We start from the raw sequence: 21,283 nt of genomic DNA, 5'->3' as shown, positions 1-21,283 counted from the left end.
TATCTAGAAGAAATTAATATTTTACTGTCAAACCAAGTCCAAACTGATCTCCTTGGTTAAAATTGGGAGCACCACTACCATTCTCATATTTCAAATCAATAGCCATGGTATCATCATTGGTCAAGGTCATTCTAAAGTTTCCAGCAATGCGGTGATAAAAATCATCAGAAAGAATATCATACCATCCTGTAGCATCTCCCACAATGCTAAATTTAAAAGTTCCTAATTCAAATAATTTTTTGCTATCAAATAGAAAAACTCCTTTCGCTCTAAAAATAGGATCTTCTATATCTTCTTCACTTTCATCTTTATCTCCACCCACATTGATGTCCTCAGCATTAATAAAATCAAATTTATACCCTCCTTGAGCAAAGATTGCAATACTAGTAGTCTCTTTAATGATTTTAGGCATTTTTTTATTGAAACTAAATAGGGGTTCATATCCAACTTCTGCAATACTATTAAGAATAGTAAAATCATTATTGGTTTCTACTCCAGCAGCAAAATGAATAAGGTGTAAAGTACAATCAGAGCACCCTGTAGGGGTTCCTCCAACCTCTACAACTCTTACAGGAACATAGGTAGCTTTTGCCTGTAGATCAATACTAGAAAAAGCATCTTCTCCTCCAGATCTCATGGTCAAATCAGGAGCTAATAACCAAAAACCTTTTGGTCGTATCATTTCTGTAGCTATCTCATCAATTTTTTTATCAAAAAAATCAAAAGCATAACTAATTGCATTATTTTTTAATTCTGTTTTTATGGTTGATAATGATATTGTAATAGGCTTTTCATCCTGCGCATACGATATATACTGAAAACATAGAATCAATATAGTAATTAGGGTTGTTTTTTTTAAATCCATTAGTCTAATAATTTAGTAGCAAGATCTTCCAATGATTTGTCAAACCATGATTTTGGCCAAGGTTTATCTTCTCGATCATTTATCAATAAAGTATATCGAATAAATCCTTTATATAATCTTTTGGCTTGCAATGAAGTTACACCCACATCACGATTCAATACATCTTTATGAATGGTGTCTTTTGTAATATCAGTATCAGTATCAGTCAGATTTTTAGCATGATAGATCATTACTTCAATTAAATTTTCTTTTGTCATCATACAATAGTTAGTAGTTTATAGTATTTAAAGAATACATAGTGTATTCAAACATAATATTATTTGGTGATAGGTATAATTGAAAAATAACCAGTTAAAATGGTAATAAGTATTGAAATTTACTAAAAATTAGTGATTGAATATTTGTATGATTTTTGATTAGTATTTATTTAACATAAGAAGTGAAAATCAATTATTTTTTAAGTATTAGAAGCCATAATTGATAATAAATAGGGGGTAAGATGATAAGGTTTCGTTAAAAAAATAAAGAATATTCATACAATTTCTATTTTTAACCGAAAATGAATTGAAATTTGATCAGATGAGGCACTTTTTGAAAGCCATAGCAGCGCTACGGGTAAGAAAAGTAACGAAATATGAGTGGATTTTAGCCATTTTTTAGGAAATAGAAAGTCAAGTGAGTTCAATAAATAACAATACTCATTAAGCAAATAAGCAGATTTAAAATAGATCAATCATTTTATGAAAACTAATACCATTTATTTATTTCTAATAACTACCGTACTCTTTATGGCATGTTCCAAAGAAAAAAAACAGGCAGAAAAAAAACAGGTATCTATAAAAGCTCCTGTAGCCAAAAAAATACCTAAAAAACTAGAAGCGCACGGTGACACACGTGTAGATGATTATTTCTGGATGCGTTTAAGTGATGCACAAAAGAATGCTGAAACTCCAGACGCACAAACCCAAGACGTATTAGATTATCTGATTGCAGAAAATACCTACAAGGATAGTGTAATGAAACATACACAAGGTATTCAGGAAAAATTATATAATGAGATCGTTGGGAGAATTAAAAAAGATGATGCTTCTGTACCTTATAATGATAATGGGTATTCATATTATACACGATATGAAAAAGGAATGGATTATGCCTTATACTGTCGTAAAAAACTTACTGATAAAGAAGCAAAAGAAGAGATCATACTTAACGGGCCAAAATTAGCAAAAGGCCACTCATATTTTGCAGTAGGAACTCGTACAATAAGTACAAACAATACACTGCTAGCTTATAGTGTTGATACAGTTTCTCGTCGTCGATATACAATTTATTTTAAAAATTTAGAGTCTGGAGAATTACTATCGGATAGATTAGAAAATACAAGTGGTAATATTGTATGGGCAAATGATAATAAAACCGTTTTTTATGCCTCAAAAGACCCTGTAACGTTACGACAGAATAAAATCTACAAACACATCTTAGGAACAAAACAATCTGAAGATGTATTAGTTTTTGACGAAAAAGATGAAACTTATCTTTGTTTTGTATTTAAATCAAAATCTAGTAAATATATAATGATAGGTAGCAGCCAAACATTATCAACAGAATATAGATATGTAAGTGCAGATACCCCTAATGACGATTGGAAAGTTATTCAACCAAGAGAAAAAGATTTAGAATATAGTGTAGATCACTATAAAGATCATTTTTATATCAGAACCAATCTCGACGCACGAAATTTTCGTTTAGTAAAAACACCAATTACGGCTACAACAAAAGAAAACTGGGTAGATGTAATCCCCCATAGAGAAGATGTTTTACTACAAAGTTTTGTAGTGTTTAAAGAACATTTGGTATTACAAGAGCGTGTAAATGGATTACGTACCCTAAGAACAATGAAATGGAATGGAGACGACGATCACTACATAGAGTTTAATGATCCTGCGTATGCTACTTATTTGCGTGATAACCTTGATTTTGATACCAATATTTTACGATATGTATATACCTCTTTGACTACTCCAAGTAGTACTATAGATTATAATATGGATACCAAAGAAAAAGTGGTGCTAAAAGAGCAAGAGGTGTTAGATCCTAATTTTTCTAAAGATAACTATGTATCAGAACGGGTATATGCTACAGCCAAAGATGGTGTTAAAGTTCCAATCTCGATAGTATATAAAAAAGGAATCGAGAAAAGTAGTACAACTCCACTATTATTATACTCTTATGGATCATATGGTAGTAGTTCTGAACCAACATTTAGATCCAATAGACTTAGTTTATTAGATAGAGGTTTTGTATATGCAATAGCACATATACGAGGAGGTCAGGAAATGGGTAGACATTGGTATGAGGATGGAAAACTACTAAAAAAGAAAAATACATTTACTGATTTTATTGATTGTGGAGAGTTTTTGGTAGAAAAAGGGTATACGAGCCCTAAACATATGTATGCAATGGGAGGCAGTGCCGGAGGATTATTAATGGGAGCCGTTCTAAATATGAAACCAGAATTATGGAATGGTGTAGTTGCCGCCGTACCTTTTGTAGATGTAGTTTCTACTATGATGGATGAAACAATACCCTTGACCACATTTGAATTTGATGAATGGGGAAATCCAAAAAATAAAGAGTACTATGATTATATGAAATCCTACTCACCTTATGATAATGTAGAAGCAAAGGAATATCCTAATATTATGATTACTACAGGTTATTGGGATAGCCAAGTGCAATACTGGGAACCTGCCAAATGGACAGCAAAACTTAGAGAACTCAAAACCGATGATAATCTGTTGATTATGGATTGTGATATGAAAACTGGTCATGGTGGCGCATCAGGTCGTTTTGAGCGTTATAAACGTACAGCCTTAAATTATGCATTTATGATGGATCTAGAAGGAATAAAAAAATAGATAATTTATCATTTTTTTTAAGAAAACTACCGTAAATCAACGGTAGTTTTCTTTTTTATATATTTAGCAACATGATAATTACCAAAGGAATTAGTGTAGGGAAATTGATAAAATGGTCAGGGCATCATATTATCTGGTTATTGATTTTTATGAGTTTGATAACAACATTGTATTATTTTAAAATTATAAACATTGTTATTCCTTGGTTACCTGTATCAGTTATTGGTACAGCTGTTGCCTTTTATGTTGGTTTCAAAAATAATCAAGCCTATGACAGAATGTGGGAGGCTCGTAAAATTTGGGGAGGAATTGTTAATGATAGTCGTTCCTGGGGAATGATGGTAGATGGATTTATTACAAATCAATTTACAGAAAAAAAGATATCAGAAGATAAAATTAAAGGGATTAAAAAAAGATTACTATATCGCCACATAGGTTGGTTATATGCACATAGAAGTCAACTTTTGGTTGCTACCCCTTGGGAACATATAAGTCAAAGTGGGCATATTGCTAAGACAGCAAAAATGTATCAAAGAAAATTTGGGATTGGTTTAGTAGATGATGAAGTAACCCGTACCGAACTTAAATTGTTTTTACCACCAGAAGAATACGATCGATTAATTGGATATGTAAATACAGCTACTCAGATAATTAATGAACAATCCAGAGATTTAAAGAAATTGAGAGAACTAGGTGTGATAGAAGACTTTCGCCATATGGAAATGGTAAACTTGTTAAAAAACTTTTATACATTACAAGGTAAAAATGAAAGAATAAAAAAGTTTCCTTTACCCCGGCAGTATGCCAATATGAGTAGGTACTTTGTTGCAATTTTTATATTTCTATTACCGTTTAGTATGATCCCAGAGTTAATGAAACTAACAAATTTTGGAATCTGGTTATCCATTCCTATTGCAACGTTAATAGGCTGGATTTATGTAATGATGGAGGTGGTAGGAGATTATTCAGAAAACCCATTTCAAGGAATGGCCAATGATATCCCTATGTTATCTTTATGTAGAATAATTGAGATAGATTTACGAGAAATCCTAGAAGAAACCGATTTACCACCTGCCATAGAAGCAAAAAAAGGAATATTAATGTGATATAGAAACAATATACTCAGGAAAAGGAATTATACCCCAAGTATATTGTCATGTTACAATTGTGTATCAAACCTTTCTTTTTCAGGTTCAGGGATTTTGTTTTCATCATCATCAATCATTTGTCGGATATCAATTTCTATACCTCTAGACATAGTTGTTATAGGCACATCATTAGGGTTACCTTCAAAAGGGTTCTCTGTTGACTCGCCAATACGTTCCATTGTATGAAATACCCACGATAAAATAGCACTAAAAGGTACAGTAAACCAAACGAAATGTTTACCTATTAATTCAATAATATAGTGGTATCCTCCAATAGGATACGGTTTATATTGATTCATATTCTCAACAATTTTTATACCTATTTCATCAAACTCATTCATCATTCCAAATGGTAATAGAAATATGAATATCCATACAAAAATATAATTCAGTGTGGCAAATTGTCTAGGGTAAGGGAAATTTTTAATCCGTTCACATTTACCTTGGAGCGTATATAATTCTACTAATATTTTTTCTATTTCCAGGTATGAAAACTGCCAGATTAACCCTTGTTCTTTTATATTTCTTAAATGTTTAGACTGTAGATTTATACATGCAGTTTGCTTATTTCTTTTACTTAAAATATACTGTTTTTCATCATTAGAAACATATCCTTCTAATTCATCTTCTAAAGTATAAGTTCGCTCTCGTACTTTATGACGCTTCATATATTCTTTATCAGCTTTATTACGTATAGAAACCTCCCATGGTTTTGGAGTTCGTAGTGCATGGCGCAAAGAGGTCATCCATGCTATATGTCTAAGTATCATTTTTTTTCTTATAGAAAATAATTCTTCATCTGATAGTTTTTTGATAGCATGCTCATTTGTGATAAAATCATTAACCATAATGGTAAAAGAACGAGAAGTATTTACAATACCTCCCCAAATCTTACGAGCTTCCCATAAACGATCATAAGATGCATTGTTCTTAAAACCAATAACAAAAGCTACCGCGGTACCCAAAACTCCGATAGGTAACCATGGTAGATGCAACCAATACCAATGTAGTTGAGTATATAAAACAACAGGTATAGCTGAAAGAATAATAAATACATAAATATTTCTACGAGTCCATAGTAACATAGCTCGTAAAGGATAATTTTTTCTAGTAAGCATGTGAGTTGTGTTTTTAAGAAAAGTATAACTATTTAAAAGACAATGTACAAAAAAAGAAATATTAATAGGAATGTATTAGTTTTAGGATATTTTGAGTATTTCCATACATAAAAAACGATTGTGTTTTTTCCTGAAGAAGTGTTGTATATGAGAAGTTGATGATTTAAGTAAACATAAAAGATAAATTATGAATTGATATTACCCCTGTTTTCAGGGGGTAATATCTTATTATAAAAAGCTATTTTCCCGCTATTAAAAGCAGCCATACCTGTATGGTATATTATCAATTGTTTAAAATAAAGAACTTCGGGGCAAGCCAAGAATTCGTTTGAAACCAACCTTTAATTTTGAGGCAAGCTTAGGAACATTAAAACCTCACTTAGTGAGTAAAATAGCATATTATGATTAAAAATGATTTACAAAAATACCTTGTAGTTAAGAAAGATAAAAACACCCATTTTTGTCTTATTATATCAAAAAAAAATATCAGTATTATTACTACTGGAACATCAGAACAAACAGTAACGTTCGAAATAAAGAAATATGAAGATAGCGAAACTTTACAGAAAGAAGTAAATAGCCTTATTCATATTAAACTAGAACAAGGATATAAAGAAGAAATACAACCTGAGGAGCTTTCTGTCTTTTCTATTGCCATAGAACGGTTAAAAACTGAAGATATAGTTCAATTTGAGAATAACCTTCTTACTTTAAAAAACCTTGTAGATATCTATGATAACAGAAATGATCATCCTTTTGTTAAATTTCTTGAGATAGAGATGAAAGATGAAGAGTTGGTAACAACTCCTATACTAGATGAATTTCTACAAAAGCATATGAGTGCTCTTTCGTCATCATCATTAGTACATGTGTTTAAGATGACACTACAGAATATTTATTTTAATTTTGAAGCTACAAGTCTTGTAGTAGAAGAGATTATTAAAAGAAAAGATCTAGAGGCACAAATAGCTATTATAGACCAATTTTTTGAAGCTTGTGAGTATTATGATGCGGGTCATCGATTTTGGAGTAGTACCAATCAAGATGAATTAATAGATACCTTTTTTCCTAAATTCGAATCAGAAGCATTATTGAAATTATTAAAAAATATTTCAAGAGATATGCTTCATAGTGATGAGATGGATGGTCTTTTTATTCATGCATTACATAATACAGATGACAAAGACATCCAACAAAAGATACTAGATATTCTGGAAGCTTATAAAAAAGAATATGAAGAAGAAGAATATGTAGACGAGGAGTATTTTGACACCTTATTAAAAGGAATCTTGGAGGTTGATTCTACCAATGATACTATTGTTGAGGGTATTGAACGTATAAAAGAAAATAAACAAAAAAAAGAAGTCTTACTTGATGCAATTGAAGAATTTAACCTCTTAAAAATAGAAGAACTACTTGATCAGGAAATACTATTTGATGAGCAATTAATCGAAAAAGTACTTGAGAAAACATTAGAAAAAAATGATTTATCCTTTGTTAAGCTATTTAAAAATAAAGGAATCCAATTTAATATAGAAGAGCTTTTTAAGAACCCAGAAGAACATATAGGTCTATTAATTGAAGGTATAGAAACAGATATAATAGCGATTGATTATATAGCTAAAGAATCAAACAAGAACTTATTATTCTTTGTAGATGAAAACAAAGACCTTTTAGAAGTATTATTAAAAAAAGGAGTAAATGTAAACCATAGAGATAGTAAAGGGGATACTATATTAAGGAGCGTATGCTCTTATGCAAAAGGAGAGAATCAAAAGTATATAGATGTAGTAAAACTTCTTTTAGAGCATATGGCAAACCCAAATATTAGTTTAAATGAAGAGGGTTGGGAAAAAGGTATGATGCCACTTCATTATGCAGTAAAAAATGAAGCTGTAGAAATTACTAAATTACTTATTAATGCTGCTGCAGATGTAAATGCAATGCCTAGTAATGGTAAGAACCCTCTAATGCTAGCACATCAGGGTGCTAATGCTATGTTGATTGATATATTGACTCAGGCTGGTGCAACTGCACCCGAAAGAGAGCTTCTTAAAATTAAGTTTATAAGATGTGCCTCCAAACAAGAATGGGATCAACTTGTTGAAATGGAAGAAGAGATCATTGCAGAGTATCCTGAAGAGTTTATCATTATCCTTAATCTAGCCCAAGCACATTATTTCTCAGAAGCGAATTATAGAAAAGCTTTAGAATATGCAAAACGTGCGCTATCACTAGAATCCAATAACAAATCATTAAATATTCTTTTTATGAGCCTTATAAGACTTGGTCAGGCTCAGGAAAGTATCGATTTATTTTTAATACATAAGAAAAACTTTCAACCAGAAAGAGCATTAGCAAGTAATATTATAGCCAATCTTATTGTAGCTTATTGTGCTAGTAATCAAATAAAAGAAGGTATTGAAGTTTTAAGTCCTTTTTTTAGTATATGTACAGAATCTAAGCATGAAAAAGGAGTGATGAATTTTAATATTGCCTGTATGTATGCATTAGCAAATGACATACACGAAATGTTACCATATGTTATAAATGCTTTAGAACGTAAATATACCAAAGAAGATTTTATTAACGAGAGCGATTTTACAGCATATCATGCAAATGAATTATTTCTGTTTGTACTAAATCAGGATCATAAAAATACCATAGAATTAGAAGAATACGCAGAAGATTCTGAATCTAAAACTTTTAAGAAAATCAATGTAAAAGCCTTTTACAATACAGGAACGTTTTCTTTTGAAAATGAAGAACATGAAGTAAGTTACACAACAGGAACTATTGGAGAAGAAGGAAAAGTAATAGAACGTTTATATACATCAAAAGCACAGGCATTGGTGATGTATTTTAAAAAGCTAAAAGAGCAATCACCTTATGGTAAAAATAATTATTTTATCTTGAAAGAAGACACTTCTTCAGATTCAAAAATAAGGATTAAAGCTCCCGAAGAAGTATTAGGTAAAATAGATTTCTTATCAGGAAATAAAGTTGAATTGCCTATGGATACTCCAATAGTATTTGTTACCAACGCAAAAGCAGGAGATACAATACGTGATTTTAATAGTGGTAAAATCCCTGTTATATCCAAAAAATTTCTTGATTTGCTTCTAGAGGCTGGTGTAGATACCATACAAACATTTCCTGTGAGCATCAAAAGTAAAAAAGATGGAACCGTATGGGAAGATTATTTCGCAATAAATCTTTTAGATGTAATTGCTTGTGGCGCTTTTCCTAAATCTATATTTAAAGAAAATAAACCAAAGGATTGGATACGTTGTGAACTTGTAATAGATGCAGAGAAAGCTAATGGAGCATTATTCTTTCGGTTGAAAGAGCATTTACCAACAATACTGTTTCACCGTAGTGTGGGTAGATATATCATAGATAATGATCCAGATGAAATGATCAATTGGGAATTTGAGGGTATTGTTCAATAAAAAAAGTAAGAAGTATTATCGAGTCATTCGACCAGAATATAAAATATAATTATTACGATCTATCACTAGTCTAATAAACATAGGGAGATAAGAATAATAAAATAAGAATGAGGCTGTCTAAAAAGTAATTTAGGCAGTCTTTGTTTTTGGGTTATTTTGAGATACCCACAAATTTTCAAAACATTTGTGATTATATGTTTTTCAATAAAGGGGGAGTTGTTTTTTTGTTAAAATTAAGATTTCCTTATGTTAAAATACTATTAATCAAGGTGTTTGTTGAGTTAAAGTGTGTTTTGAAAGCCTGCCTTTTTGTATATTTAAGTAATATCAATAGGTAAAGTGCTTTTTGAATGCAATTTACGATAGCTTTTTAGTATGAGTGAAATTTCTACATCGCCAGATCATCTCAAAACATTTTCTATACTAAGGACAATTCTAATTTTTATAACTATTGTATTTGTATATACTACCGCTTTTACGCAAGGAATAGGTACTATAGACCCATATGATAATAGAAGAATTGAAGAAGTACAAATAATCATTTCTAATCCATCAAAGGATTCAATTCTCAATAATCGAATTCAAGAAAAAGTACGACAAGATTTAAATGTATTTCCAGATAATAAATTTTCAAGAAATCAGGTTGAATTTTCTTTATCCTTATCACGTCGTGATTCTAGAATAGCATCCACTATGATAGAACCTCAATTTGGTGCTACTGGTGGCGTAATTCTTACTATTTATGTGGTAATAGGAACTGATGTAGGGGAGTTATCAGAAAAAGGTTTTTTGAAAACAAAAGAAATAACAGATTTACCCAGACTGTATGACTCTAGAGGTACATTTATTAGATTAAAATTAGAAGCACTAGCCATTCATTATAGTAATACAGATGCTTGGTATGGTGATCCAGATGCACTTCTTGATGGTAATCCGCTTGTTTCTGGAAGACCATCAGGAAAAGGGTATAAAGATTGGGTAGAAGGTTTTACTCATCTGGGAGTATACGGTATTACGCCTTTATATAAGAACCTGCATCTGTATGGTGGTTTTAGTACAATAATAAGCGGATCAACAGGAAATGAACTTTTTACCAATGAATCTAGAGCTTATATAGGTGTTGAAGATGCATATATTGGTTTAATAACAGGTAAAACATGGAGCAATGGTGATCGTCTTGTAATAAATGCATCTGCAGGGCGACAACGATTTACACTGGGAGAAGGGTTTCTTATCGTAAATACTTCTGCAAATGGAAGCAAACGAGCATCACTACAATCAAATCCAAGATGGGCTACAGATATGCTCGCCCGCGGTAGTATAAAATATAATAATAACTTACTTGAATTCTTTTATTTAGATCCAGATGAATTACCTGTTGTAGATTCCAAAACAAGAATTATGGGGGTCAATGCAGAAGTAAAACCATTTACAGGAGTTTCTCTGGGAGGAAGTTTTTTGTATGTACCAAAATCTGAATATGGGTATTTTACACCTACAGAAGTTTTGAGTAGAGAAGGGCTTCAAGTTATAGATGCACGTTTTAGATGGCAACCACAACCTTCTGGACATTCAGGGATGTTCTTGGCTGGAGAAGGGGGAATACAAACAAATACAGATTTCCCAATGCATGCTTATGGTTTTTTTGGAGAAATAGGCTGGAATTTTTCAAAATTACCTTGGAAACCCACATTTAGTTATCGTCATGCTCATTTTTCTGGAGATGATATAAATACAGATAGGTTTGAACGTTGGGATCCATTATTATCTGGAGGAACGGGAGAACAATGGGTACAAGGAATAAATCATTTTAAAGTAGTACAAATATCAAATGTTATTGCTCATAGATTTCAACTACGTTTACGCCCAAAACCAAAGCTAGAATTGGTACCTCAGTTTTGGCTATTTAGAGCAGATAGTAAAACAAACCTAGGAGGTAACCCTGCATTATCATTTCTAGAATCAAAAGATTATGGATTCGAAGGAAATTTGACTTTTAAAGTATTCATGTCCCGTAAAATTTTTATTCAAGGGCATGTAGCAGCAACATTTCCTGGGGATGCAGTAGAAAGAAACCTAGAACAGAAAGCTTCTAATTGGTGGAGTACTATGTTGTTTATACGATATGCATTATAGAATTAAATCACACTCACTAACTTATAAAAACGAAAGGCATGAACCGAAGAAATATGTTAAAAAACACCACTTTAGCTACCATAGGTGCTACGGCTGGTATAAGTTGTACTAATGATCCAAATACACCAGAAACTATTGCTGGAATAGCTACACAAGATACTACTGATAATACAGACGTTTCCCCAATAAATCCAAATTATTTTATTTCTGATCGCTTTAAAGGAAAAACAATTATTGTAACTGGTTGTGCTAGAGGTATGGGAGCAGCCGCAGTAAGAAGAGCGGCTAAAGAAGGAGCAAATGTAGTGGGAGTAGATTGGTTAAAGGATGAAGGAAGTACCGTAATTCAAGAAATAAATAAGCAAGGGGGGACTGCCAAATTTGTTTATGGGGATGTTTCTACCAATGAGACCTGTAAAGAAATGGTAAAAACAGCAGTAGAATCATATGGTAGATTAGATTATGCCATAAATAATGCGGGAGTGATGGATGCTATTTTTCCAGGAGATGCTATAGATTATGATAAACAAAAACACCTTACATTTAGTAGGTGTCATGAAGCCACAGATGAATATTGGGATGTCGTCATGCGAGTAAATACCACAGGAGTATTTAAGTGCATGCGGGAACAACTAAAGCAAATGGTAGCACAAAATCAAGGAGGTGCTATCGTAAATGTAGCTTCTGTAGCTGGTTTACGTGGGTTTTCGGGAACACCTTCATATGTAGCTAGTAAACATGCTGTTAATGGGCTTACCAAAAATGCAGCTATTGATTATGCAGAATATGGCATACGAATTAACTCTGTATGCATGGCAAATACTGCTACACCAATGGTAGAACGTGCATATAAACTAGTTATGGCCAAAGTTAAGGCTAGTAAAGGAGCAGTTGGAATGGGAAATATCAAAACAAAAAGCTTGTTACAGTATACTGACTCTAATCAAAGAGATGCTACTCCAGAAGAACAAGTAGCAGTAATGTTATTTTTGTTATCTGATGAAGCATCAAACATTACTGGAGCAAATTATGCTACAGATGGAGGGTTTACTTCCTATTGAATTTATAACATTACTTTGAAATGAAAATAATAAAGAAGCTAGGTGTTTTGTTTACAATCTATTTAATTATTAGCTCTTGTTCTCATAAGCTAGGGTCTAGTTGGACAAAAGAGGGATATTATGGGGATACTTTTACTAAAATTGCCGTTATAGGAATTAGTGATAACCTAAAAGCACGAAATGAGTTTGAGAAAACTGCTGTTCAAAAACTGGCAGATCAAGGGTATAATGCAATCGAAGGGGTCACTATTTTTCCTCCTAAAATGACTAAAGAAAAATTAACCCCAGAAAATTTGATTGCTATTATAAAAGAAAATAAAGTAGATGCAGTAATCACTATTAGTCTTATCGATTCAAAAGAAAATTCACGTTATAAACATGGTCAGGATTATGTAATGCCAGGGGGGTATTATCGTGTAGGAAAATATGTAGTAAGACGCTATGAAACGATTAGAACTCCAGGCTACTATGTTCCGTCAAAATCATATTTGATAGAAGCCATCTTATACAACCTTAAAGAAGAAATATACAAAGGAAAAGAGACTGTTGTCTGGACTGGGCAATCTTCATTAATTGATCCATCTTCTATAGAATCTGCGGCTAGTAGTTTTACAAATAAAATGGTACATCATTTAGTAAATGATTCAATTCTCAAAAAATAAATTAGCTTGAAGTTAGCCCATGAAGTATTCATTTGAAGAGAACCTTTAATTTAGAAGCAAACTTTGAAGCATAAAAATCTTACTGAGTGAGTAATAATAGAGTATTATAATATCTTTTTTATTCTATGAGTAGCTCTAAATGAGAAATCTAAGTATAGATGATCTTGTACTACTGAATAGAAGTACTTTTTTAGTACTTGTTTGTGTGTTTTTATCTTAATTTGCACTTATGAAAACATTCATTTCTCTCTTTATAGTAATTTTTTGTAGCTCGTTTATTCAAGCACAAAAATTGCTAGATGATCCAGGCGAAAGTTTGACAGAACGTTGGCAAATCCATAATGATTCTACTAAATTATTCAAAATAATACCGTATAAACCAGTCTATTTCTTATTGGCTAATTATACATCAGATATGAATAATCAGCCAATGAGCGGTAATTCACTTAATTCTGTAGAAGAACCTTCTGATTTTTTTAATACAGAATTAAAATTTCAGCTGAGTTTTAAGACGAGAGCAGTACGCAATTTACTCGGTAAAAAAATAGGTGGAGATTTGTGGGTTGCATACACTCAATCTTCGAGATGGCAATTGTATAGCCCTCATATTTCCAGACCTTTTAGAGAGACCAATTATGAGCCAGAAGTTATGTTGATTTTTCCAACTCCGTACAAGTTTTTTGGGATTAATGGCACATTTGCAGGAATTGGGATTAACCATGAGAGTAATGGAAGATCAAATCCTTTATCTCGAAGTTGGAATCGAGTTGTAATGCAATTAGGATTAGAGACTCCTTCTTGGAGTGTAGTATTACGTCCATGGTGGCGAATTCCAGAAGATCCTATAGAAAATAATAACCCTGGAATAGAAAATTACATAGGACGCATGGAGGTACTATCTGCATTTTCTAGAGGGCGACATGATGTTAGTATTCTGGCAAAACATTCGTTGCGTGGAGGTAGCAAGAGTAGAGGGAGTGTTACATTGGATTATGCAGTTAGAATACTAGGGCATTTGCAAGTTCATGCTCAGGTATTTCACGGATATGGAGAAAGTCTTATTGATTATAATCATAAACAAACAACTTTTGGAGTAGGTTTATCTCTTTTACAATGGAGATAAATACTTAATTAAGAATACAAAATCAGAAATACACCCATCATAATACCCAATAAAGGAATTAACTTTTTGCGTTTGTTTTTCTCTTTAAATACTAAACCACCAATGACAACTGCAATTAGTATCTGACTTCTTTTTATAGCAGATAATAACATAATTAATGCATCAGGGTCTTGAAGTGCTTTATAATAGAAATAATCTGCAGCCTGTAATAAAACTCCAACAGCAGGAATACTCCATCGCCATTTAAATGCTTTTCTTTTTTCTTTATTAGGAAACCAAGTAATCGATAAGATGATTAGCAGAATTATACTCATGTAGAAACAAAACCAAAATTGTAATGTCTGTGGATTTAATTGTAAGCTCTGAATCAAGAATTTATCATACAATCCACTAGAAGCCCCTAAGAAAGTAGCACCAATAATTGCAAATATCCATTTATTCTTTTTAAAATTTATACCTTCTTTTTTTCCAATTCTAGAATATAGTAATACCGAGAAAATAATAAGGAAAAAGCCAATCCATTGTAAAAAATTAGGTTTTTCCTGATAAATTAAAATAGCTCCTATAAATGTAAAAAAAGGACCTGCCGAACGTATAGGAGTAACAATCGTAATAGGTAAATGTTTTAAAGCTTGATAGGCTAAAACCCAAGATCCAGCCATAATCATTGATTTTATAAAAATAAAACCATGAATTTTCCATGAAATATCAGTAATAGTAAACCCAATTTTATTAATATAATCAGGGAAATAGACTGAGCCAATAAAAACAGGAAGTAGTACTAAAAAACCTGATCCTATTGTGCCCAACAGCACTGGGAATACCTCGTTTCCTTGTACTGCATGTTTTTTACATAAGTTGTGTAATCCTAAAAATAAAGCTGTCAAAAGACCTAAATACATCCACATGGGCGCGAAGATAAGTTTTTAAACAACTTTGCAAAGTGAAGTATTTATAAAAGTTAATCTAGAGAAATTTATTACAGACAATACATAGGTTTGTTTATATATCAAATAGTTGTTACCAACCATCCAGCACACATTGCATAGTATATGTTGTGGTTTCTGATAAAGGTATTTCTTCTAGCGTATCTTCCAGAAGATTACCACTAGCAGAACCCGTAACTTCTTTAAAACGATATGACCAGCAAAACCTTAAGTTAGGATGTTCTTGAGAATAAGTAACTAGGTTATCAATTAACACTACATTTTTAAAATCACTAAAAGCTACAAAATAGCCAAGAAATTTATTACGTCGAACATCTGCATCAGCACTTTTATACATATACATACCACAATTATTACAAACATTATCATGTACATAAGTGGCTCGGTTATGCCCTTTATCACCACCACTTGAGTATTGAATGTACCCTAATCGTCCATTAACTGATCCAGAATCCATAGTAATGGTATTTCTAGCAATAATAGTATGAGTTTTATGCCAACTTACTATAGGGCCATCTACATAAGTATTTCCATCACCCTGTTCCATACTATTATCCAGAATATACACATTTTCTCCACTGGTATTTACAATATCACCACCAGTATTGTGATGAAAATAGTTTTTATGAATTAATATATCTTCATCTATACGTCCAGGGCCTTCAATATCAATACCAAATTGAGGAGTTGTACCATTAATATGGTGTATCTCATTATCTTTTATTTCAATACGTGTACCTCCAACGATAGATATACCTTGTCGTCTGTTGTTATAAATATTATTATCTATAAAAGTGACATCATTTGCATCTAGTACCAAAGAGCCATCTCCTGTCAAATTATGAATAATCATGTTTTTTACTAATACCTGATTACTTTTATTCCAAACACAAATACCATGACCTTCATCATGCGCAGTTTTCCCATCATTTTCGCGAGGTGTAAAAACATGCGTATCTCTATCTCCTTTTATAGTACCATCTCGAATAATAATATTATCTCCTTTGAGGCTGATAACACAATAGTTCCATTTATTATTAGTGTCAATTTCTAAAATTGCACCTGGGCTAAATACAAATTCAGTATTCTCATAAATTTCTATCCCTCCTTGGTAAATATTATTTACATCTTCACCAACCAGATATTCCCCAGTAGGTAATATAACTCTACTATAGCCTTCTTGGTGAGCCCAATCTATTGCCGCTTGTAAATTTGCCGTAGTTTTAATTGCATCTGTTCTATTATTAGGAATATCCCAACGAGCCAAATCAATAATATACTCTTGATCATTGGACATAGTAGGTAATTGTATATCAAAAATAATTTTTGGTAATCCGTTTTCGTCTAAATCTTCAGAACTGGTTCCATTTCCAGAATCATTAGTATCTATATCTTCATTACTACATGAAGCAATAAAAATCATAGCAAGAATAAGTAGGTAATTGGTTAGGTTTTTCATGAGAGGGTGTAAAAATTAAGTTCGTTAATAGTTTACAATCTATTAAAATCAATTGATAATGACAAGTTATAGTATATGATATAGAACAAGAAGTATGTAGGTTATTTCTTAGTTATATAAATGTAAATACACTGATTATCTGGTGATTTAAAGACATATTTCAGGAAAAAAAAGAATAAACAAAAAGCTCTTTTGAAAAAATAATGGATTATTTAGTTATAAATCAAATAATTGGCATCATCTTTGCAAAACTAATAGTATTATAAATTTTAATTAAATTACAATGAGTAAAGGAACAGTAAAATTCTTCAATGACGCTAAAGGTTTTGGTTTTATCACTGAAGAAGGTGCTAACAAAGATCACTTTGTACACATTTCTGGATTAATAGATGAAATTCGTGAAGGCGATGAAGTTGAGTTTGATCTAAAAGAAGGAAACAAAGGATTAAATGCAGTAAACGTAAAAGTTATTTAATACATATACTTTCAAGTTTAATTTTAAAAGCTCATCATATTGATGGGCTTTTATTGTTTTATATTTTGAGCACAGCTATTTTTATCTTTATAAGGAAAAGAATATAGTACTTATTACAAACAAAAGAATCATAAAAATATGAATCTCAACCAAATTACAGTACCGTCACTAGATGTCTCAAAATCCATTATTTTCTATAAAAAATTAGGATTACATCTTATTGTAGAGTCTTTACCTCATTATGCTCGTTTTGAATGTATAGAAGGAGGAGCTACTTTTTCTATTCATCAAGTAGAAAAAATACCCACTATAGATGGAATATACATCTATTTTGAAATTGAAGAATTAGATCAAGAAGTGGCTCGTCTTATTACCAAAGGAATTCAATTTGATCAAATGCCAACAGATCAGCGTTGGTTATGGCGTGAAGCCAGATTAAAAGATCCTGATGGAAATCAAATCATTTTGTATTTTGCAGGGGATAATAGAAAAAATCCACCTTGGAGAATCAATTAACCTATGAATATGAGTAAACCGATTATAGATACAACTTTTGAAAATAAGGATTTTTCTGAACAAAAACTCCCCTCTAAGGAATATGACAATTGTATATTTATTAACTGTAATTTTAGCAATACAGATATGTCTGTAGTTTCGTTTTTAGAATGTAGGTTTGATACTTGTAATTTTAATAAAACACTTAATAAAAAAACATCTTTTCAAGAGGTGATTTTTTACTCTTGTAAAATGTTAGGAATGAATTTTAGTAGCTGTAGTGATTTTTTATTTCAAGTAGAGTTTGATCATTGTCATATGGATTATACTTCTTTTTATGATTTTCCTATCAAAAACACATTGTTCAATCATTGTAGTTTAAAAGAGGTTGATTTTACAGCAGCAAATATTAGTGGATCTATATTAAATGAGTGTAATTTATATGGTGCTATTTTTGATAATACAATCGCAGAAAAAACTGATTTTAAGTCAGCTATCAATTACACGATAGATCCAGAAAGAAATAAAATACGAAAAGCAAGATTTAATATATCAGGAGTATTAGGTTTATTGTCTAAATATGATTTAGAAATAGAACTATAAGTAAACATACATTATAATTTTTATACATAATGTTTAGATTCGAAAAAAAAAATTTCACCTTTACGGTATCTTTATTTCTTATAGAAGTTATCATTGCAGTTTTTATTGATGATGTTATTATACGTCCACATATAGGAGATACTATATTTGTTATTCTGTTGTATTGTGCAGTAAAAAGCTTTTTTGAGATAAAAACAATACCATTGGTTATAGTAGTTCTCATGGTATGTTATATACTCGAGATTTTACAATATTTTGATATTATTGGTATAATGGGATTAAAAGAGTGTACATTAGCCCCAATTATATTAGGTAAATCGTTCTCTTGGTTGGATATAATAGCATATACTTTTGGTGCGATAGTGGTAATTTGGTTTGAAAAAGAGAATAACTATAATAAGGATATAAAAAAGCAATAAAAGACCATGTAGAATAAGGTTCTTTTTACTATGATTCAATCAATTCAAACACTTTTACTAGTTTATCAATAACCTGATAAATTTCTTGTTCATTCAGAGAGGCAAACCCCATACGAATACCATTATGTCCAGAGTTATTATTATCATAACGCCTCCAGTTAGTACTTAAGTTTAGGCCAATAGCAGTAGCTTTCTCAGAAACATCATCCCAATTATAAGAAGTATGCAATTTTACCCATACAGCCATACCACCTTTAGGAATTTCAAAATCAAAATAAAAGCTGAGTTTTTCTTCTAGTAATTTACAAAATAGATCTCGACGGGATTTATAAATTTTAAGTACTTTACTACAATGTCTTTGTATATCTCCTGTAGTAATCATTTGACTCAAGGTTTGTTCTAATATAGTATCTCCTTGACGATCAATAATTCGCCTTAATCTGGCTGCTTCTTCAACAAAATCAGTAGGAGCAACGAGATATCCAATTCGCATTGAAGGAGCAATAAGCTTGGTGAAACCACCTATATAAATTACATTTCCATCCTCATCATTACTAGCTAGTGGCAAGATAGGAGCATTACTATAATGAAAATCATAATCATAATCATCTTCTATAATAGCAAAATGATACTGTTGTGCAAGTTGTAATAAATGCATACGCCGTTTAGCAGATAGGGTTACAGTAGTTGGGTGATGATGATGAGAAGTAACATATACAACATCAATCTTTCTGGTTTCACATAATTTTTTAAGAGCATAAGTATCCAACCCTTCCTTATCTACAGGAATATATATAATTTTACCTCCTGCTTCTTCAAATGTATTATCGGCAGTCATATAATTTGTATTACCAACAACAATAAACTTATTTTTAGAGGATAGTAATAATTGACTCACCAAATAGATTCCCATCTGGCTACCACGTGTAATTAAAATATTGTCTATAGTAACACGTAACCCTCTGGTTTGATTAAGAAAAGTTGCCAGAGTTTTTCTAAGGTCCAGATTACCATATATAGAACCATAAGTCAATAACTCTTGATAATGTGTTTTCTTGGTAATATTTCTATATACTTTGGCAATTTCCTCAATAGGAGCTAACCTGTGGTCGGGTATTCCATCATCAATTTTTATAGAATGTTGAGCAACATTAGTAGGTCTACGTACCAGATGTGGTCTGGTGGTATAAGAAAAATTACTTTTATTTTTTGTTTTAGATTTGGTTACCGATAGATCAAAGTTTTTAGGTTTGATGACAGGTAATGATGCCATTACAAAAGTTCCTCTAGCAGGAATTGTTTCTATCCAACCTTGAGATGCAAGCTCCTCATATGCAGCAATAACAGTTTTGCGGTGTATGTTTAAGTCATCTGCTAATTTCCTAGACCCTGGTAATTTTGTAGACGGAGGCAATTTTCCAGATTTTATAAATCCGATAATCTGATCACATAGCTGTAAATATAAATTACGAGTATGATTACGAACAAGTATAATATTATTTTTAAAAGGAAACATAACTGGACTATTAGTTTTGTGCAAACTGGATTATTATAGCACACCATAAAACTATTATTTTTGGTCAAGAAATAAAAGGAAATTATGGGAGAATATTCAATATCAAAACTCAATAAAGTAATTCGTGGCTCAAAAAGGGCAACTTATGATGTGACAAGTATTCATAAAATATTAGATGATGCATTTTTATGCAATATTGGATATGTATATGATGATAAAGCAATTGTTATACCTACAGCTTATGGTAGAATAGACGATAAAATATACATACATGGCTCATTAAAAAACCGAATGATGTTGAGTTTACTCAAAGCAGGAGAAGCTAGTGTATCTGTCACACATTTAGATGGTTTAGTATTGGCACGATCTGCATTTCATCATTCTGCAAATTATAGATCGGTCAATATTTTTGGTAAAGTAAATAGAGTAGATGATCCTGACACAAAAATGGACGCTCTAAAATGTATATTAAATCATATGGTTCCAGGTCATTGGGATAATGTGCGATATCCTAATGATAAAGAGTTTAATGCTACTTTGATATTAGAGATTTCTATAGAAACAGCATCTGCAAAAGTTAGGGCAGAAGGAGTAGTCGATGAGCAAAAGGATCTAGAGCTACCAATTTGGGCAGGAATTGTACCATTAAAAATGGTAGCAGAACCAGCAATCTCTGATCCAGCTTTGGATAAAGGAATAAAAATACCAGATGCGGTACTTAATTATGTAAAAGAAAATACCTATTAAATTCGCTTTATGCATTAGAAAATCTATTTCATCTTGTAAGTTTTGTAAAAATGAATGTTACACTGTGTTTTTAAATTGAACCGTACGGTGCATGCTAAAATTAACCCCCACCTTTTTATTGTACTTTCTAGCTTCATAA

18 protein-coding genes are annotated in these 21,283 nt (G+C 31.5%); 12 read left to right on the top strand and 6 right to left on the bottom strand.

What is annotated here, in order from left to right; genetic code table 11:
- Window positions 1-13: 13 nt before the first annotated feature.
- On the bottom strand, window positions 14-865 hold the full coding sequence (locus DG508_RS16365) for a hypothetical protein (RefSeq protein ID WP_108869178.1): 852 nt from the start codon (window positions 863-865) through the stop codon (window positions 14-16).
- Window positions 865-1,125, bottom strand: coding sequence for a hypothetical protein (locus DG508_RS16360; RefSeq protein WP_159090873.1), 261 nt, complete (start codon window positions 1,123-1,125; stop codon window positions 865-867). Before DG508_RS16360 ends, DG508_RS16365 begins: the two co-directional genes overlap by 1 nt.
- Window positions 1,126-1,605: 480 nt before the next feature.
- Here DG508_RS16360 and DG508_RS16355 point away from each other — a divergent pair, with 480 nt between their 5' ends.
- Window positions 1,606-3,783 (top strand): S9 family peptidase, encoded by a 2,178-nt coding sequence (locus DG508_RS16355; RefSeq protein WP_108869176.1) that lies wholly within the window; start codon window positions 1,606-1,608, stop codon window positions 3,781-3,783.
- A 71-nt stretch (window positions 3,784-3,854) separates the two neighbouring features.
- Entirely contained in the window at window positions 3,855-4,889 is a 1,035-nt protein-coding gene (locus DG508_RS16350; RefSeq protein ID WP_108869175.1) for a bestrophin family protein, read from the top strand.
- 53 nt (window positions 4,890-4,942) lie between these two features.
- Here the strand turns inward: DG508_RS16350 and DG508_RS16345 are convergent, their stop codons facing one another.
- Window positions 4,943-6,049, bottom strand: a complete 1,107-nt coding sequence (locus DG508_RS16345) for a bestrophin family protein (protein ID WP_108869174.1) — start codon at window positions 6,047-6,049, stop codon at window positions 4,943-4,945.
- 401 nt (window positions 6,050-6,450) lie between these two features.
- Between DG508_RS16345 and DG508_RS16340 the strand changes: the two genes are divergently transcribed.
- From DG508_RS16340 to DG508_RS16320, 5 genes are all read left to right on the top strand, one after another.
- Window positions 6,451-9,501, top strand: a complete 3,051-nt coding sequence (locus DG508_RS16340; protein ID WP_108869173.1) for an ankyrin repeat domain-containing protein — start codon at window positions 6,451-6,453, stop codon at window positions 9,499-9,501.
- Window positions 9,502-9,876: 375 nt separating this feature from the next.
- Window positions 9,877-11,637: an alginate export family protein gene (locus DG508_RS16335; protein ID WP_108869172.1), complete on the top strand. Its 1,761-nt coding sequence runs from the start codon at window positions 9,877-9,879 to the stop codon at window positions 11,635-11,637.
- 38 nt (window positions 11,638-11,675) lie between these two features.
- Complete coding sequence (locus DG508_RS16330; protein ID WP_199912801.1) at window positions 11,676-12,698, top strand: SDR family NAD(P)-dependent oxidoreductase; 1,023 nt, start codon at window positions 11,676-11,678, stop codon at window positions 12,696-12,698.
- Between the two features lie 20 nt (window positions 12,699-12,718).
- Complete coding sequence (locus DG508_RS16325) at window positions 12,719-13,360, top strand: hypothetical protein (protein WP_108869170.1); 642 nt, start codon at window positions 12,719-12,721, stop codon at window positions 13,358-13,360.
- 229 nt (window positions 13,361-13,589) lie between these two features.
- A complete protein-coding gene (locus DG508_RS16320) occupies window positions 13,590-14,483 on the top strand; it encodes a phospholipase A (protein ID WP_108869169.1) in 894 nt (297 codons plus the stop codon).
- Window positions 14,484-14,491: 8 nt separating this feature from the next.
- On the opposite strand, the gene DG508_RS16315 is transcribed toward DG508_RS16320, so the two are convergent.
- The gene (locus tag DG508_RS16315; RefSeq protein ID WP_108869168.1) at window positions 14,492-15,391 is read right to left on the bottom strand and encodes an EamA family transporter; all 900 of its coding nucleotides are present in this window, start codon (window positions 15,389-15,391) and stop codon (window positions 14,492-14,494) included.
- A 112-nt stretch (window positions 15,392-15,503) separates the two neighbouring features.
- Window positions 15,504-16,889 (bottom strand): right-handed parallel beta-helix repeat-containing protein, encoded by a 1,386-nt coding sequence (locus DG508_RS16310; RefSeq protein ID WP_108869167.1) that lies wholly within the window; start codon window positions 16,887-16,889, stop codon window positions 15,504-15,506.
- 283 nt (window positions 16,890-17,172) lie between these two features.
- On the opposite strand from DG508_RS16310, the gene DG508_RS16305 reads away from it, so the two are divergent.
- The 4 genes from DG508_RS16305 to DG508_RS16290 all read left to right on the top strand — a co-directional run bounded on the left by DG508_RS16305 (window position 17,173) and on the right by DG508_RS16290 (window position 18,881).
- Window positions 17,173-17,364: a cold-shock protein gene (locus DG508_RS16305; RefSeq protein ID WP_103867056.1), complete on the top strand. Its 192-nt coding sequence runs from the start codon at window positions 17,173-17,175 to the stop codon at window positions 17,362-17,364.
- 138 nt (window positions 17,365-17,502) lie between these two features.
- Window positions 17,503-17,880: a VOC family protein gene (locus DG508_RS16300; RefSeq protein ID WP_108869166.1), complete on the top strand. Its 378-nt coding sequence runs from the start codon at window positions 17,503-17,505 to the stop codon at window positions 17,878-17,880.
- A gap of 9 nt (window positions 17,881-17,889) precedes the next feature.
- The gene (locus DG508_RS16295; protein WP_159090872.1) at window positions 17,890-18,462 is read left to right on the top strand and encodes a pentapeptide repeat-containing protein; all 573 of its coding nucleotides are present in this window, start codon (window positions 17,890-17,892) and stop codon (window positions 18,460-18,462) included.
- Between the two features lie 29 nt (window positions 18,463-18,491).
- On the top strand, window positions 18,492-18,881 hold the full coding sequence (locus tag DG508_RS16290; protein ID WP_108869164.1) for a ribosomal maturation YjgA family protein: 390 nt from the start codon (window positions 18,492-18,494) through the stop codon (window positions 18,879-18,881).
- A 28-nt stretch (window positions 18,882-18,909) separates the two neighbouring features.
- Here the strand turns inward: DG508_RS16290 and pdxR are convergent, their stop codons facing one another.
- A complete protein-coding gene (gene pdxR, locus DG508_RS16285; protein ID WP_108869163.1) occupies window positions 18,910-20,397 on the bottom strand; it encodes a MocR-like pyridoxine biosynthesis transcription factor PdxR in 1,488 nt (495 codons plus the stop codon).
- A gap of 84 nt (window positions 20,398-20,481) precedes the next feature.
- On the opposite strand from pdxR, the gene DG508_RS16280 reads away from it, so the two are divergent.
- The gene (locus DG508_RS16280) at window positions 20,482-21,144 is read left to right on the top strand and encodes a pyridoxamine 5'-phosphate oxidase family protein (RefSeq protein WP_103867050.1); all 663 of its coding nucleotides are present in this window, start codon (window positions 20,482-20,484) and stop codon (window positions 21,142-21,144) included.
- The last annotated feature ends 139 nt before the right edge of the window (window positions 21,145-21,283 follow it).

The sequence above is a fragment of the Aquimarina aquimarini genome, from assembly GCF_900299535.1.
In the GTDB taxonomy this organism is placed as follows: Bacteria; Bacteroidota; Bacteroidia; order Flavobacteriales; family Flavobacteriaceae; genus Aquimarina; species Aquimarina aquimarini.
The sequence above is the reverse complement of the archived record's forward strand: the minus strand, read 5'-3'. Positions and strand labels throughout refer to the sequence as shown.